This is a genomic window from Flavobacterium sp. KH_035 (assembly GCF_057839565.1).
This window is the reverse complement of the sequence record NZ_CM174492.1, coordinates 707,694-722,734: the sequence shown is the minus strand read 5'-3', so window position 1 is coordinate 722,734 and position 15,041 is coordinate 707,694. Positions and strand designations below refer to the sequence as shown.

Genomic DNA, 15,041 nt, shown 5'->3' with positions numbered 1-15,041 from the left:
ATATAAATATTATTTATATTAATTCTAAATAAAAAAGTCTTAAAATTTGGAAAAAATAAATTGGCTATAAGTCACATAAATTTATTGCAATTTGAAGTTTTACTTAATCCATCTTTTGATTTGAGAAAGAAACGATACTTGCTGATCTACAAAAAGATAATGGGAGCAATTTTGTAGTAAGTCAAAATGCTTTTCTCCTACTAAGTTTTTGATTGAGTTGATTTGAAAAGTTGAAAAGATACCATCATCTTTTCCGTAAATTGCAAAAATAGAAATTCCTTTAGCTTTTATTTTCTTTAGAGATGATCTTGTATCTATATTATTTTGCTTTTCATTTTGATAGAAAAGGAGAGGAGCATTTTTGTTTCGAATATTGGTTTTAAAAAAAACACCTTTTTCGTAATTTGCATACAATTTTTTTGATTCTTTGGTTGGATTTGGCATTTTAAAATAGTCGTTATCACTTGCTAAATCAAAGCAATGTTTTCGGTATCCGGCAGAATTTTTGTTCAGACTTTCTATATAAGCTATTTTATTGAGGGTTTTAGAATCACCTTTGTGGCTTATCTTTAGAGAGTTTAAGATGTGATCGTATGTTTCCTGCTGTGAAAATAAAGCCCCGACGAGTACAAGTGCACTAACATTTTGAGGATATTTTTCTGTGTAAAGAGTCGCTACTAAACCTCCAAAACTATGGGCAAGAAGTGTTGCCTTTTTGATATTGTATTTTTTATAAATGGTATTTAAATCGCGGAAAGCTTCATCATAAGTAAATGTCGCAGTAGTGTCTTTAGATCTTCCTTCGCCTCTGCGATCGTAGGCAATTACATAAAAACCTAAATCAGCTAATTTTTGAGCAGTTGTACCTTCAAACAATGTTGCGTTTCCACTTGGGCCGCCATGAATAAAAATTATTGTTTTGTCCTTTTTGTTGCCATATGTTTTAATATAGAGATTTTGCGCGCTCACTAAAGAGCATGTAACAAGAAAGAAAGTTAATAGCAAATGTTTCATTAGTCCATATTTTGATGATCGTCCATGTCTTTTTGAAGGTCCAAATTTCTAAACGTAGGGGATATTAGCCCGAAACCTAAAACGGTCAGGAGTGTAATACTACCTCCAAAAATTACGGAAGTTACGGTTCCCATTAGTTTGGCAGTTGCGCCACTTTCAAAGGCTCCTAGTTCGTTAGAAGATCCAACAAAGATTGAGTTTACAGCCCCCACGCGGCCACGCATATGATCCGGAGTTTTAAGCTGTAAAATGGTTTGGCGGATTACTACTGAAATTCCATCGGCAAGTCCGCTTAAAAATAAAGCAAAAACGGAGAGCCAGAAATAGGTAGAGAAGCCAAATAAAATAATGGATAATCCAAAGATAAATATGGCAATTAGAAGTTTTTTTCCGGCGTTTTTATACAAAGGTACATAGGCAGAAATGAGCATCGTTATAAAAGAACCCACTGCCGGAGCAGCTCTTAAGATACCAAAACCTTCTGAGCCAACTTTTAGAATATCCTGTGCAAAGATTGGTAATAAAGCAACGGCACCGCCAAAAAGTACCGCGATCATATCGAGAGATAAAGCCCCTAATACAATTTGGTTTCGAAATACAAACGTTAAACCTTCTGTTAGACTATCTTTTATCGATTCCCCAATCTTTGGATTTATAATTGGCTTTTTACTGATTTGTGATAACGCAATTAAGGAAAGTATAGAGAATCCGAAAACAAGACACATTGACCAGTGAACTCCAATCCAATTGATCGAAAAACCGGCAACTGCTGGACCTAATACGGCTCCAATTTGCCAAACAGAACTGCTCCAGGTTGCAGCATTTGGGTATACTTTTTTAGGAATTATCAGTGATAAAAGAGAAAAAATAGTAGGTCCCAGAAAAGCTCTGACTAATCCACCCAAAAAGACTAAAGTATAGATGGAATATAAGATCACATTGGAAGATAAGCCACCAACAACTTTAGGCCAGGTTACTAAAAATAATCCAAAACTGATTACGGAGAAGCCTAAAATACATTTTACTAATAAGCCTTTTTTCTCTCTCTGATCGACTATGTGTCCCGCAAATAAGGCCATTGAAACAGCCGGTATAACTTCCATTAAACCAATAATTCCGAGGGATAATGGATTCTTAGTGATACTGTAAACTTCCCATTCGATTACAATAAACTGCATTGCCCAGGCAAAAACCATCGCAAAACGCAAAATAAGAAATACATTAAATTCTCTGTAGCGCAACGCCTGATAAGGATCTTGCTTGTGTGGTTTAGTTTTCATTTGTTCTGATGTCTTTAAGCATAAGTTGGTTAGAAACAGTTCCGTTCCATTCGTTTTCAGCTAGTGAATAAGCCAGCTGAAACGGAGTTTGATTTTTTGCGATGCCTAATTTTTTTCCAAGTCCAAAGCCTATCGCAGCGATTCCATCTGAATTATTTTGTTTTACAAAAAGCCTCAAATGTTCCTCTTCTGCTCCTAATGTTTTAGCGTATCCCGTGTCTTTGATGTCTTTAGTCATAAAAACGGGCGTCATATTTAAAGGGCCAAAAGGCTCAAATTGTTTTAAAATGCGGATTAGTTTTGGAGTGATGTCGCTGAAATTTATTTCGGCATCAATTTCTATTTCCGGAGTTCGCATTTCCGGAAGGATGGTGGAAGATACCTGTGTTTCGAAGGCTTCTTTAAAGGTTTGGTAGTTTTCTGCTTTCAGGGTCATTCCGGCAGCGTACATGTGACCTCCAAATTGTTCCAAATGTTCTGAGCAGGCATCAAGAGCGTTGTAAACGTCAAAACCTTTTACAGATCTTGCGGATGCCGCATATTTGTCACCGCTTTTGGTAAAAACTAGAGTCGGGCGATAGTAAGTTTCGATTAATCTGGAAGCTACAATTCCAATGACCCCTTTGTGCCAGTCTTCCTGAAAAACAACGGTGGAGAACCGGTCTTGTTCGTTGTTTTCTGAGATTTGCTGAAAAGCTTCTTTGGTTATTTTTTTATCCAGATCTTTTCGGTCTGCATTGTATTGTTCTATTTCTGATGCAAATTGTTGGGCCTGTTCAAAATTAAACTCTGTAAGTAATTCAACAGCGTGATTACCATGTTTGATTCGTCCTGCGGCATTTATTCGGGGAGAAATGATAAAAACGACATCGGTTATGTCTAACGTTTTCTTTTTTACCTGATGCACTAAAGCTTTAATTCCGGGTCTCGGATCTGAATTGATTACCTGCAAACCGTAAAAAGCCAGGATTCTGTTTTCGCCTGTTATTGGTACAATATCGGCAGCAATTGCTGTTGCAACTAAATCGAGGTATGGCAAGAGATCCTGAATGGTTTCGTTCCGGTTTGTTCCTAAAGCCTGAATCAATTTAAAACCAACACCACAGCCGCACAATTCATCATAGGGATAGAAGCAGTCGTTTCTTTTTGGGTCTAAAATAGCAACGGCATCGGGAAGAAATTCCCCAGGTCTGTGGTGGTCACAGATGATAAAATCTATGCTTCTTTCTTTCGCGTAAGCGATATGATCGATGGATTTTATTCCGCAGTCTAAAGCAATGATTAATGAGAACCCGTTGTCATCGGCGAAGTCAATTCCTTTAAAAGAAATTCCGTAACCTTCATCGTAGCGATCGGGTATATAAGTTGCGATATTGGGATAATGTGATTTCAAATAGGATGAAACCAAGGAAACGGCGGTTGTTCCGTCGACATCATAATCACCAAAAACTAAAATGTTTTCCTGATTTTTAATGGCCAGTTCTATTCTGGAAACCGCTTTGTCCATGTCTTTCATTAAGAACGGATCATGCAGTTGTTCTAGTGAAGGACGAAAGAAATCCTTTGCTTCGTCAAAAGTTTCAATGCCGCGTTGAATCAAAAGCGTTGCTACAAAGTCTTCTACATTTAAAGCTTGAGCCAAATGTTTGATTTTTTCTTCAGAAGGTTTTGGTTTTAAGGTCCAACGCATGGTTGATTTTAGATTTTAGAGTGTTGATTTTAGAGTGTCGAAAATAATGTTTATTAAAATTAGTAAATCTTCAGGATTTTTATTTTGACTTTTGAAGTTATAAAATTCATTATTTATTGATTTATCTACTGCCTTTCCATTGCTAATTTTGATTAAATATGGAAATCCTTTTCGTTCGGAAACATTTAATAACATATGTGAAATATATTCTCGATTGTCTTCGTTTCTAATGCGTTTACCCTCAACAAAAACAGATTCAATATTATCTTTAAGATTTGGAATAATATTCTTTTCTAAATAATGATGATTGTTTTTTCGATTGTTATAACAGAAGAATTTCTTTCCTTCAATCGATAATAAATAATTATTATATCTTTTTTTGAATCGCTTTTTTCGAAAAAATTCAAATACTAAGAAAAGCATAATTAAAGGAATAAATAATATAGCCAAAGGAATGCCAATTATAAGCAGAAATATTATAACTGGGATTTCTTTTAATCTTTCCTTCATTTAGCAACTTTTAAAAAGAAATTAGTATTTATTTCGCTTCTAAAGGATTTCCTTGAAACTGAATTCCGTCCCAGCCTAAGTTGATGAAATTTCTAATGTTTTGATGGTTTGTTCCGTTTGGATCTCCTAGAACTTCATCAAAATAGAAAGCTCCAAAACAAGTCAAAGTTTCGTCTTTAGTCAAGTTTTGCAATTTTGCGAAAGAAAATAATTTGCATGAACCGGAGTTCTCTCCGGCTGCATTATGTTGCGTTCCGTTTTGGAAAGCTGTTGGAGTAAAAATGTAATTCTCTTCGATTACGGCAATAGTTTCCGGGAATGTTATTTCGTTTGGAGTTTGTTTTACTTTTTCTAAAAATGCTTGTATGCTCATGTTATTGTGTATTAGTTTTTTTGCCACGAATTTTAATTTAAGTTCGAGCTCTAATTCGGGAAATTAGTAAAATTCGTGGCGAAAATTAATCTTCTTCTTTTTCGTCATCATCCTTCGAAAATTTACTTTTCTTAGGTTCTTTTGTTATGGTTTTTCCGGCCACGACCACGACAATTTCGCCACGTGGTGCTGTTTTTTCAAAATGAGTCAGAACTTCTCTTGCTGTTCCGCGTACGTTTTCTTCGTGCAGTTTCGATAATTCTCTCGAAACGCAAACTTGTCTGTCCTCTCCAAAATATTGAATGAATTCGGCTAATGTTTTTACCAGTTTATGTGGTGAAACATACAAAATCATAGTTCTGGTTTCTTCGGCTAAAGTCAGGAAACGGGTCTGACGCCCTTTTTTGTCAGGGAGAAAACCTTCAAAGATAAATTTATCATTGGGTAATCCACTGTTGACTAAGGCGGGCACAAAAGCTGTTGCTCCGGGAAGGCATTCGACTTCAATTTTATTTTCGACACAGGAACGTGTGAGTAAAAAACCAGGGTCTGAAATTGCGGGAGTTCCGGCGTCAGAAATTAAAGCAATGGTTTCGCCGGCTTTCAGACGTGCGATTAAGTTTTCGGTGGTCTTATGCTCATTGTGCATGTGGTGACTGTGCATGTGCGTACCAATTTCAAAATGCTTTAACAATTTGCCGCTGGTACGGGTGTCTTCGGCCAAAATCAAATCGACTTCTTTCAAAATCCGGATGGCACGAAAAGTCATGTCTTCAAGATTGCCAATTGGCGTAGGAACGATATATAATTTAGACATAATTTTTCTGAATTCTAAATGTAGTTATGAGACACGAGTTTCATTAATTGATTTACAAATTTTAAGGGTATTTACAAATTTCGTAAACAAAAAAGTTCGTGCTAATTCGTGTAATTTGTGTTTTACTTTTTATGAAAATTTCTTTTCTACAATATCTAAGAAACGTTCGGCATAATCATCTTTTCCGTCCCAGTTGTTGTAATCCGGTTTTACCATATCTTCAATAAATTCTTTGGCTTCACCATAAGAATCAAAAGTTAATAACTGATTTAAAACACGACTGTAATCTTCAGAACTGTTTCCGAAAAGATTTTTGGTAAAAGCAATACGATCGTTTAAATCAATGTGGAAACCTTTTGCCAGTTTTTCATTTAACGTAACTGCTTTGGGTTCAACAGGAGTTTCTAATACCGTTGTTTCGATAGTTTTCTGTTCTTTTAACTCACTGATCGATGGTGTTGGAGTAGAAGAAACCGCTTCGAAACTGTCTACTTTTACAAAATGAGCATCAGCGTAGTTAATACCTAATATTTCTTCAAAAGAAATGTGAACAGGACCCGGTTTTGAAGAAGTTTCCGTTTTTGGTTCTTCTTTTTTCGGTTCTTCCTCTTTTTCCACTTCTTCTAGTTTATCTAATTCGAAAGCCGGGATAAAATCTGGAATCGGTTTAAAATCACTAACAGTTCTGAATGAAAGTTCTTCGGCAGTTTCGGTTTTTTTTGTAGTTTCTGAAATCGGTTCTTCGATTTCTTCGATAACCGGTTCTTCTGTGATTTCGGCAACAGTTTCCGGAATCGTTTCAGCAATTGGTTCTGCTGCTGTTTCTTCAGGAATTTCAGCTGTTACTTCTTCAAGAATTTCTGGCTCCGGACTTGCATCTTCCGTAGGCTCAGAAATTACTTCTTCGGGAGCTTCTGGTTCCGGATTTGGATTTTCTGCAGGTTCTGCAGCGATTTCTTCAGCCGCAATTTCTTCAGCAACTATATATTCTTCTGTTGCTATTTCTTCCGTTACTATTGGAGTTTCAATTTTAACTTCTGTTGCGATTGTTTCTTCTTTTTTAAAGATAGATTCAATTTCAGAATGGATTTGGTTGTGACCAATTGTTGGTTTCAGAGTATCGAAATTCTCGTCTACAAATTTTAAAACCGCTAATTTCTCATATAACTTCTGCGTTTCAAGATACAATTGATTGATATCGGATTTGTTTTTAAGTTTTAAAATTCGATGTGCAATGCTGATTAAATCGGCTTCCAATTTTTTTTTCATAACTGTTGAAATTATAGTGAATACGGTATTTTAGTATATTTTGTATTTGAATGTCTTTATTCGTGATCGAAATCTGAAAGATATTTTTTTATTTCTGTTAATAAGCGTTTGCGAATCTTCGATTTGATAAAAATTTTCTACTTTTGAAAAAGTGTAAAACCGCAAATTTTCACGTCGATTTATTACCAGTACAAAGTAATAAAAACTATTCATTTTTAAAGGTAGAAAAATACAAAATGTTTCTCGAAAATACAGTAAATCACAAAGAACAATTTGGTTGGATTGAAGTTATTTGTGGATCAATGTTTTCGGGTAAAACCGAGGAATTAATCCGCAGATTAAAACGCGCCCAATTTGCCAAACAGAGAGTCGAAATCTTTAAACCTGCTATTGATACCCGCTATCATGACGAAATGGTGGTATCTCACGATGCCAATGAAATTCGTTCTACTCCGGTTCCGGCAGCTGCCAATATCTCTATTCTAGCACAAGGCTGTGATGTTATCGGGATTGATGAAGCACAATTTTTTGATGATGAAATTGTTACGGTTTGTAACGATCTGGCCAATCAGGGAATACGTGTGATAGTTGCAGGACTTGATATGGATTTTAAAGGAAATCCTTTTGGTCCTATGCCGGCACTTATGGCAACAGCCGAATATGTAACCAAAGTACATGCAGTGTGCACCCGTACAGGAAATCTTGCCAACTATAGTTTTCGCAAAACAGATAACGATAAGTTAGTAATGCTGGGTGAAACCGAAGAGTATGAGCCGCTAAGTCGTGCTGCTTATTATAATGCAATGAAAAAGATTCAGGACAAATAAAATTTTTTTCTTTCTAACAAAACAAATTAAAAGATGCAGCAACCAACTAAAAAAAAGAATTCAACTATTTTAATAGTAAGTGCAATTGCGGCATTATTGCTGGCTTTAATTTCGTATCGTTCTTTTAAAGAACCTGTGACAGATAAAGGAATGATCGAATTGGTTGCTAAATACAATGAAAATTGTCCTTTAGTCATTCAGGAGGGAATTCGTTTGGATAATGTTACTTTGCCTAAAGATAAAGTGGTCCAGTACAATTTGACTCTGTTAAATGTTGAAAAAGAGACTGCAGAAATTGAAACAATAAAACAAAATATTGAAGCAAGTCTTCTGAGTACGGTTAAGGCAAATCCGGGGCTTAAAGCTTTTCGGGACAGTGATTTTACCCTGATCTATAATTACGATGATAAAAAAGAAAATTATTTGTTTCAGATTACCATTACGCCGAATCAATACAAATAATTTAACAATACTATAAACTAAACCCGACAGCTTCACAAAAGCTTGTCGGTTTTTTTGTTTATGGGATATAAAAAAACCTAACAGTTTTTTTAAAGTACTGTTAGGTTTGTTTGTTAGATTTTCTTTCTCATTCTTGCTACCGGAATATCTAATTGTTCGCGGTATTTTGCAATGGTTCTTCTGGCAATTGGATAGCCTTTTTCTTTTAAAATTTCGGCCAATTGATCGTCAGGTAGAGGTTTCTTTTTATCTTCTTCTTCAATGGTGTTTTGAAGGATTTTTTTAATCTCTAAAGTTGATACATCTTCTCCTTGGTCATTTTTCATGGCTTCAGAGAAAAACTCTTTGATCAGCTTTGTTCCGTATGGTGTTTCAACGTATTTACTGTTGGCAACACGTGAAATGGTCGAAATATCTAAGCCAACCATGTCTGCAATGTCTTTTAAGATCATTGGTTTTAGTTTGGTTTCGTCGCCATCTAAGAAATATTCTTCCTGATAATGCATAATCGCATTCATCGTAACAAAAAGTGTTTCCTGACGCTGTCTGATTGCATCAATGAACCATTTGGCCGAATCCAGTTTTTGTTTGATAAACTGAACCGCATCTTTTTGTGCCGACGACTTATCGCGCGAATCTTTATACGTTTGCATCATTTCCTGATAGTCTTTAGAAACGTGCAGGGAAGGAGCATTTCGCCCGTTTAAGGTTAGTTCCAGTTCGCCATCTACAATTCTAATAGCGAAATCGGGAACTACATTCTCCGTTACTTTATTGTTTCCGGTGTAAGATCCACCCGGTTTTGGATTCAGTCTTTCGATTTCGTGAATGGCTTTTTTAAGCTGTTCGTTCGAAACTCCGTATTTCTGTAAAAGTTTGTCGTAATGTTTCTTGGTGAAAGCGTCAAACTGATTTTCGATGATATCAATGGCTAAATCGATATATTCTGTTGGTGTTTTGTGTTTTAATTGAAGCAATAAACATTCCTGTAAATCACGAGCTCCAACTCCCGAAGGTTCGAGTTCATGAATGACCTGAAGCATTTTTTCGACCATTTTCTCATCGGTATAAATTCCCTGAGTAAAAGCCATATCATCTACAATATCGGGAACGCTTCTGCGGATATAACCCATATCGTCAATACTTCCAACAAGGAACTCGGCGATTTCACGTTCTTCATCATTCAGAATAAAAGTATTCAGCTGATTGATTAGGTCTTGATGAAAACTAATTGGTGAAGCAAAAGGAGTTTCGCGTTCTTCGTCTTCACTATAGTTATTCACCTGAGTTTTATAATCGGGCGTATCGTCGTCGCTTAAATATTCGTCGATATTAATGTCGTCTGCTTCGATTCTGTCACCTTCTGCATCGTCATAATCGTCGTATTCTTCATTAGCAAATTCATCGGCTTCGTATTCGTCTTCTTTACCGGCTTCCAGTGCCGGATTTTCGTTCATTTCTTCTAATAAACGTTGCTCAAAAGCTTGCGTAGGCAATTGAATTAACTTCATCAGCTGAATTTGCTGTGGAGATAATTTTTGGGATAATTTTAAATTTAAAAATTGCTTTAGCATTTGATTTTGTTAAAAGTTTCAAGTTTCAGGTTTCAGGTTGTAGAACGTGCCACAATTTGAAACTTGAAACTTGAAACAAATTTTATTATATTTAAAAACTTAGAACCTCAGTATCTCAGTACCTTAGAACCTTTTTTTAAAACTCTGCATTCCCAGGAGTTCTTGGGAAAGGAATTACGTCACGAATGTTTGTCATTCCGGTTACAAACAATACCAAACGCTCAAATCCAAGTCCGAAACCTGCGTGAGTTGCTGAACCAAATCTTCTAGTATCTAAATACCATGATAATTCTTCTTCGTCAATTTCCAGGGCTTTCATTTTCTCGATCAAAACGTCGTAACGCTCTTCTCTTTCAGATCCACCAACGATTTCTCCAATTCCAGGGAAAAGGATATCCATGGCACGAACCGTTTCTCTTCCTGGCTCCGTGTTGTCGTTCAAACGCATGTAAAATGCTTTAATATTTGCTGGGTAATCAAACAAGATTACCGGACATTTAAAGTGTTTTTCAACCAAATAACGCTCGTGTTCTGACTGTAAATCAGCTCCCCATTCGTTGATGAGGTATTGGAATTTTTTCTTTTTGTTTGGAGTAGAATCTCTCAGGATGTCAATAGCTTCTGTATAAGAAACACGTTTAAAGTTGTTCTCTAATACAAAGTTCAATTTTTCTAACAAAGCCATTTCGCTTCTTTCTGCCTGAGGTTTTGATTTTTCTTCGTCTAAAAGTCTTCCTTCTAAAAACTTCAAATCATCCTGACAATTGTCTAAAGCATATTTAATTACGTACTGAATAAAATCTTCAGCCAAATCCATGTTGTCGTCAAGATTGTTGAAAGCAACTTCCGGCTCGATCATCCAAAATTCTGCAAGGTGACGAGAAGTATTTGAGTTTTCAGCTCTAAAAGTTGGTCCAAAAGTATAAATCTGACCCAAAGCCATCGCATACGTTTCGCCTTCTAATTGTCCTGAAACCGTTAGGTTTGTTTCTTTTTCGAAAAAATCTTCTTTATAGTTTACTTTTCCGTCTTCAGTTCTTGGCGTGTTGTCAAAAGGTAAAGCCGTAACTTTAAACATTTCTCCTGCACCTTCAGCATCAGAACCTGTAATGATTGGCGTATTTACATACACAAAACCTTTTTGTTGAAAATAATTGTGAACCGCAAACGACAATACTGAGCGCACACGCATAATTGCACCAAACATGTTAGTACGAACACGTAAATGTGCATTTTCGCGTAAGAAATCTAAACTAGGTTTGTTTTTTGGCTGTATTGGGAATTTTTCTGCATCAGAATCTCCTAAGATTTCCAATTTATTCACCTGAATTTCATATTTCTGACCAGCACCTTTACTTTCGATCAAGGTTCCAATTACAGAAATCGCAGCACCAGTAGTGATTCTTTTTAAAGTTTCGTCAGGTGTATTTTCAAAATCAACAACACATTGTATATTATTAATGGTAGAACCGTCATTAAGCGCGATGAACTGATTATTTCTAAAAGTTCTCACCCATCCTTTTGCATTAACCTCCTGAAGCGTCGTCGTACTGTTTAATAAGTCTTTAACTTTTGTGTGTTTCATTTTATATATACTATTGAAATTAAATTATTTGTTGTGTAATAACTGCAAATATAAACGATAATAATTAAAATTAGAAGCTGTTTCCTGCTATCCGCTATATCTTTTTCTTCCTAAAGAAGTCAGAAAAAGGATACCGCTGCTATCAGGGCTAGGGCAATCGTTTTTATAAAGTTAGTTATTCTCTTTTTTGCCATTCCCAGGAAAGAGGAATCGCACTATAAAGTCTGTAAAGAAATTCGCTAATCGTTGTCGGACTTCTCGTGGAATTATTTTTTCTTCAATTAAGAAGAAAAAACTAATTGATCTTTTATTTCCTTCGGAATTTGATCTTTCTCTTTTATTTTTTCATAGATACCTAATGCCTTCTTTTTCATTTTTTCATCTTTCTTTTCTTCGGAGACTTTTAAAAGTGACAAAGAATAATAAACCTTGAAATTAAAGTCTTTTTTATAAAAAGAATAAACTTTGTCAAAGTTTTCCAAGGCCTCATTATGCTTATTGTTCATTGAAAGTAAAATTTCCTGTAAGAAAATTACATCATCCTTTAATTTTTGATTTACATTTTTGTATTTTTCAATGGCAATATTTATATTTTCTAATCCTTTTTCGTGATCTCCAAGAATTGGTGAAGTAATTGCGAATCCGTAATAACCCTCAGGGTTTTCAGGAAATAGCTTTATTATTTCAGTATATTTTTTTCTGGCAATTTTGACGGTTTTTTCATTGCCATATCTTAAACATTCAGCAGCTAAATTTGTTTTAAACTCAAGCGATTTATTATACGAGCTATCTGCTGCTATATACAAGGGCAATGCATTCTTGTCTCCTAATAATCTTAATGTATATCCGGTAAAAAACAAAGCGTCACAAAATGTTGTGTCTTTCTTATATGCATCAAAAAAAACTTTTGACGTAATCTTAAGATATTTTTTATCTAAAGATCTATTTAGATAAAGAGTTTCAATTCCGAGATTAAAAAGTCTGATTGATTCAGAATTCTCAGATTTGCAGTATAAATTTTTTCCCTCAAAATAATTTTGAGAAGACATTAAGTTTAGATTCGCAACATAATTTTGAGAGAATGTTGAGTTGATATTCAATATAAGAATTAACAGGATTATCTTTTTCATACTTTTGAGTGACTTTTGTTAGTGTACTTTATGAAACCTTACTTTTCCAATCCCTCCATTTCCTCTCTCTTAGCCTTCTTTTTCTCGAAAGTCAAGACCAAGGCCGGTAAAACCAATAAGTTAGCAAACATCGCAAAGGCCAATGTACAGGAGATTAGACCTCCTAATGCAATGGTTCCGCTGAAGCTTGAAAGCGTGAAAGTGGCAAATCCAAGAATCAAAACTACAGAAGTATAAAAAGTACTGATTCCGGTTTCTCTTAAAGCACTGAAAACGGATTTTTTTACCTTTCCGTTATTCTGCAATAAATCATGGTGGTACTTCGCCATAAACTGAATCGCATTGTCTACCGAGATACCAAATGCAATACTAAACACTAAAATCGTCGAAGGTTTTAATGGAATTCCAAAATATCCCATCAGTCCTGAAGTGATACAAAGCGGTAAAATATTCGTAATTACCGAGGCAAAAACCATTTTAAACGATCGGAACAAGTAAAGCATCAGCGCAGCAATTACAAGTATCGCAAAAATCAAAGACTCGATTAAATTGTCAACCAGGTAAGAGGTTCCTTTTTGAAACACCAGTGCTTTTCCGGTTATCGTAACTTCGTAACGATCTTTCGGGAAAATTTCATCAATCTTGCTGTGAAGCTTTTTTTCCACTTTAGCCATTTCATCCGTACCAATGTCTTTCATAAAAGTGGTAATACGTGCATATTGCCCAGTCGAATCTACGTAGGCTTTCATTAGGTTTTCCTTGCTGTTTTTGGTTGCATTTTTAGCATAGGATAAAATAAAAGTTTGTTCCTGTGAAGTGGGTAATTGGTAATATTCAGGGTTTCCGTTATAAAAAGCCTGTTTCGAATACTTAACCAGATTTACTATCGAAACCGGTTTTGCCAGTTCAGGCATTTCTGTGATTGTGTTTTGCAATTCATCCATTTTACGAATGGTCGATGCTTTCATGACACCTTTTTTCTTTTTGGTATCAATCATGATCTCAAGTGGCATTACACCATTGAATTCTTTTTCGTAGAAGAGAATATCTTTAAAGAAAGAGGCGCTTTTTGGCATCTCACCAATCAAACTTCCCGAAACTTTCATTTGAGTAACTCCAATAACACTAAAAATCAATAGTAAGCCATAAATTGTATAAATTACTTTTCGTTTGCTTTTTACCGCATATTCAACAAAATCCAGTAAGGTAGAAATGTAAGTTTTGGTTAAATGATACAAATGTTTTTCTCCCGGAACCGACATGAAACTGTACACTATCGGCACAATTAAAAGCGTCAGTAAATACACAGAAATTACATTGATCGAGGTAACCAGACCAAATTCAAAAAGTAAATCATTTCCGGTGATCATAAACGTTGCAAAACCAATTGCGGTGGTTAGGTTGGTCATTAAAGTCGAAACTCCAATTTTAGAGATAATTCGCTGCAATGCTTTTGCCTGATTGTTGTGCAGTTTAATTTCCTGCTGGTATTTGTTGATCAGGAAAATACAGTTTGTAATTCCGATTACAATAATTAATGGCGGAATAATAGCGGTTAGAATTGTGATTTTGTAATGAAACAATCCTAAAGTCCCAAATGACCAGATTACCCCCACAATTAAAATACAGATCGAAATAAAGGTTGCTCGGTACGAACGGAAAAAGAAAAAGAAAATCAAAGAAACCGTCAGTAAGGCCGCACCAATAAAAAGTCCGATTTCGCCTTTCATATTGTCCGCATTGATCGTTCTGATGTAGGGCATTCCCGATACACGCAAATCAATTCCTGTGGTTTTTTCGAATTTATCAATTTTCGGAACCAGATTTTCCAGAATGAATGTCTTTCTTTCAGCAGTGTTTACAAGCGCTTTGTTGATGTAAATTGCTGAACGGATACTACCGCTTTCTTTGTTATAAAGCAATCCTTCATAAAAAGGTAAATTATGAAATAAATCATATTGCACCTTTTTCAAATATTCAGGATTAGTTGCTTTGCTTTGATCGATAAACGGAGCCAGAACAAATTTTTCGTTAACCGTGTCTTTTTCCAGTTTCTTCAAATCGTTTAAGGAAACCACTAAGTCTACTTCTTTCGATTTTTTAAGACCCGTCATGAGCTCATTCCAGGCAGCATAATTTTTTGGCGTGAAGAATTTTTTATCCTGAAAACCAATCACAACCAGGTTTCCTTCTTCCCCAAATTTATCCAGAAATTTTTGATAATCTTTATTGGCAATATGGTTTTTAGGAAGCAAATTTGCTTCAGTATAAGTCATAGAGAGGTTTTTCCATTGGTAACCAAGGAAAATAGTCAGGGCAGCGATCCCAACGAGTATAGAAATTCTGTTTTTAAGTATGATTCTGGCTAATTTCTCCCAAAATCCAACTTGTGTGACGTTTTTCATAAAATTTGTAAAATGGATGCAAATGTAGTGAAAAGTGCTCGAAATCTTAAATATTCGGCTTGGTTTTTACGGTTTGTTAACACAATTGAAACGATGCCAATGTTT

13 protein-coding genes are annotated in these 15,041 nt (G+C 35.4%); 2 read left to right on the top strand and 11 right to left on the bottom strand.

The genetic code is table 11. The annotated features are described in order from the left end of the window. Positions 1 to 99: 99 nt before the first annotated feature. The 7 genes from AC3IS6_RS03305 to AC3IS6_RS03275 form a co-directional block, all read right to left on the bottom strand. The gene (locus tag AC3IS6_RS03305; protein WP_489163520.1) at positions 100 to 1,014 is read right to left on the bottom strand and encodes an alpha/beta hydrolase; all 915 of its coding nucleotides are present in this window, start codon (positions 1,012 to 1,014) and stop codon (positions 100 to 102) included. Beyond that, entirely contained in the window at positions 1,014 to 2,294 is a 1,281-nt protein-coding gene (locus AC3IS6_RS03300) for an MFS transporter (RefSeq protein ID WP_489163518.1), read from the bottom strand. Before AC3IS6_RS03300 ends, AC3IS6_RS03305 begins: the two co-directional genes overlap by 1 nt. Further along, on the bottom strand, positions 2,284 to 3,984 hold the full coding sequence (gene recJ / locus AC3IS6_RS03295) for a single-stranded-DNA-specific exonuclease RecJ (RefSeq protein ID WP_489163517.1): 1,701 nt from the start codon (positions 3,982 to 3,984) through the stop codon (positions 2,284 to 2,286). The genes AC3IS6_RS03300 and recJ overlap by 11 nt, the downstream gene beginning before the upstream one ends. 15 nt (positions 3,985 to 3,999) lie before the next feature. Beyond that, positions 4,000 to 4,494: a hypothetical protein gene (locus AC3IS6_RS03290; RefSeq protein WP_489163515.1), complete on the bottom strand. Its 495-nt coding sequence runs from the start codon at positions 4,492 to 4,494 to the stop codon at positions 4,000 to 4,002. 28 nt (positions 4,495 to 4,522) lie between these two features. Next, positions 4,523 to 4,867, bottom strand: a complete 345-nt coding sequence (locus AC3IS6_RS03285; RefSeq protein ID WP_489163513.1) for a HopJ type III effector protein — start codon at positions 4,865 to 4,867, stop codon at positions 4,523 to 4,525. An 85-nt stretch (positions 4,868 to 4,952) separates the two neighbouring features. Then, a complete protein-coding gene (gene rsmI, locus AC3IS6_RS03280; RefSeq protein ID WP_489163511.1) occupies positions 4,953 to 5,684 on the bottom strand; it encodes a 16S rRNA (cytidine(1402)-2'-O)-methyltransferase in 732 nt (243 codons plus the stop codon). A 129-nt stretch (positions 5,685 to 5,813) separates the two neighbouring features. Continuing rightward, positions 5,814 to 6,953, bottom strand: coding sequence for a DUF8457 domain-containing protein (locus tag AC3IS6_RS03275; RefSeq protein ID WP_489163510.1), 1,140 nt, complete (start codon positions 6,951 to 6,953; stop codon positions 5,814 to 5,816). A gap of 236 nt (positions 6,954 to 7,189) precedes the next feature. Here AC3IS6_RS03275 and AC3IS6_RS03270 point away from each other — a divergent pair, with 236 nt between their 5' ends. Continuing rightward, positions 7,190 to 7,780 (top strand): thymidine kinase, encoded by a 591-nt coding sequence (locus tag AC3IS6_RS03270; RefSeq protein WP_099712721.1) that lies wholly within the window; start codon positions 7,190 to 7,192, stop codon positions 7,778 to 7,780. A 33-nt stretch (positions 7,781 to 7,813) separates the two neighbouring features. Further along, complete coding sequence (locus AC3IS6_RS03265; protein ID WP_489163508.1) at positions 7,814 to 8,242, top strand: hypothetical protein; 429 nt, start codon at positions 7,814 to 7,816, stop codon at positions 8,240 to 8,242. Positions 8,243 to 8,355: 113 nt separating this feature from the next. Here the strand turns inward: AC3IS6_RS03265 and rpoN are convergent, their stop codons facing one another. From rpoN to AC3IS6_RS03245, 4 genes are all read right to left on the bottom strand, one after another. After that, complete coding sequence (gene rpoN, locus AC3IS6_RS03260) at positions 8,356 to 9,816, bottom strand: RNA polymerase factor sigma-54 (protein ID WP_173966002.1); 1,461 nt, start codon at positions 9,814 to 9,816, stop codon at positions 8,356 to 8,358. A gap of 136 nt (positions 9,817 to 9,952) precedes the next feature. Then, complete coding sequence (asnS, locus tag AC3IS6_RS03255) at positions 9,953 to 11,401, bottom strand: asparagine--tRNA ligase (RefSeq protein ID WP_489163506.1); 1,449 nt, start codon at positions 11,399 to 11,401, stop codon at positions 9,953 to 9,955. 281 nt (positions 11,402 to 11,682) lie between these two features. After that, the gene (locus AC3IS6_RS03250; RefSeq protein ID WP_489163504.1) at positions 11,683 to 12,531 is read right to left on the bottom strand and encodes a hypothetical protein; all 849 of its coding nucleotides are present in this window, start codon (positions 12,529 to 12,531) and stop codon (positions 11,683 to 11,685) included. 38 nt (positions 12,532 to 12,569) lie between these two features. Next, positions 12,570 to 14,936 carry an efflux RND transporter permease subunit gene (locus tag AC3IS6_RS03245; RefSeq protein WP_489163502.1) on the bottom strand — a complete coding sequence of 789 codons (2,367 nt, stop codon included), beginning with the start codon at positions 14,934 to 14,936 and terminating at the stop codon, positions 12,570 to 12,572. Positions 14,937 to 15,041: the final 105 nt, after the last annotated feature.

Coding starts and splice junctions, on each gene's coding strand:
- AC3IS6_RS03305 (WP_489163520.1), bottom strand. CDS start 1,014: ATGAAACATTTGCTATTAACTTTCTTTCTTGTTACATGCTCTTTAGTG.
- AC3IS6_RS03285 (WP_489163513.1), bottom strand. CDS start 4,867: ATGAGCATACAAGCATTTTTAGAAAAAGTAAAACAAACTCCAAACGAA.
- AC3IS6_RS03290 (WP_489163515.1), bottom strand. CDS start 4,494: ATGAAGGAAAGATTAAAAGAAATCCCAGTTATAATATTTCTGCTTATA.
- rpoN (WP_173966002.1), bottom strand. CDS start 9,816: ATGCTAAAGCAATTTTTAAATTTAAAATTATCCCAAAAATTATCTCCA.
- AC3IS6_RS03275 (WP_489163510.1), bottom strand. CDS start 6,953: ATGAAAAAAAAATTGGAAGCCGATTTAATCAGCATTGCACATCGAATT.
- AC3IS6_RS03250 (WP_489163504.1), bottom strand. CDS start 12,531: ATGAAAAAGATAATCCTGTTAATTCTTATATTGAATATCAACTCAACA.
- recJ (WP_489163517.1), bottom strand. CDS start 3,984: ATGCGTTGGACCTTAAAACCAAAACCTTCTGAAGAAAAAATCAAACAT.
- AC3IS6_RS03270 (WP_099712721.1), top strand. CDS start 7,190: ATGTTTCTCGAAAATACAGTAAATCACAAAGAACAATTTGGTTGGATT.
- rsmI (WP_489163511.1), bottom strand. CDS start 5,684: ATGTCTAAATTATATATCGTTCCTACGCCAATTGGCAATCTTGAAGAC.
- AC3IS6_RS03300 (WP_489163518.1), bottom strand. CDS start 2,294: ATGAAAACTAAACCACACAAGCAAGATCCTTATCAGGCGTTGCGCTAC.
- AC3IS6_RS03265 (WP_489163508.1), top strand. CDS start 7,814: ATGCAGCAACCAACTAAAAAAAAGAATTCAACTATTTTAATAGTAAGT.
- AC3IS6_RS03245 (WP_489163502.1), bottom strand. CDS start 14,936: ATGAAAAACGTCACACAAGTTGGATTTTGGGAGAAATTAGCCAGAATC.
- asnS (WP_489163506.1), bottom strand. CDS start 11,401: ATGAAACACACAAAAGTTAAAGACTTATTAAACAGTACGACGACGCTT.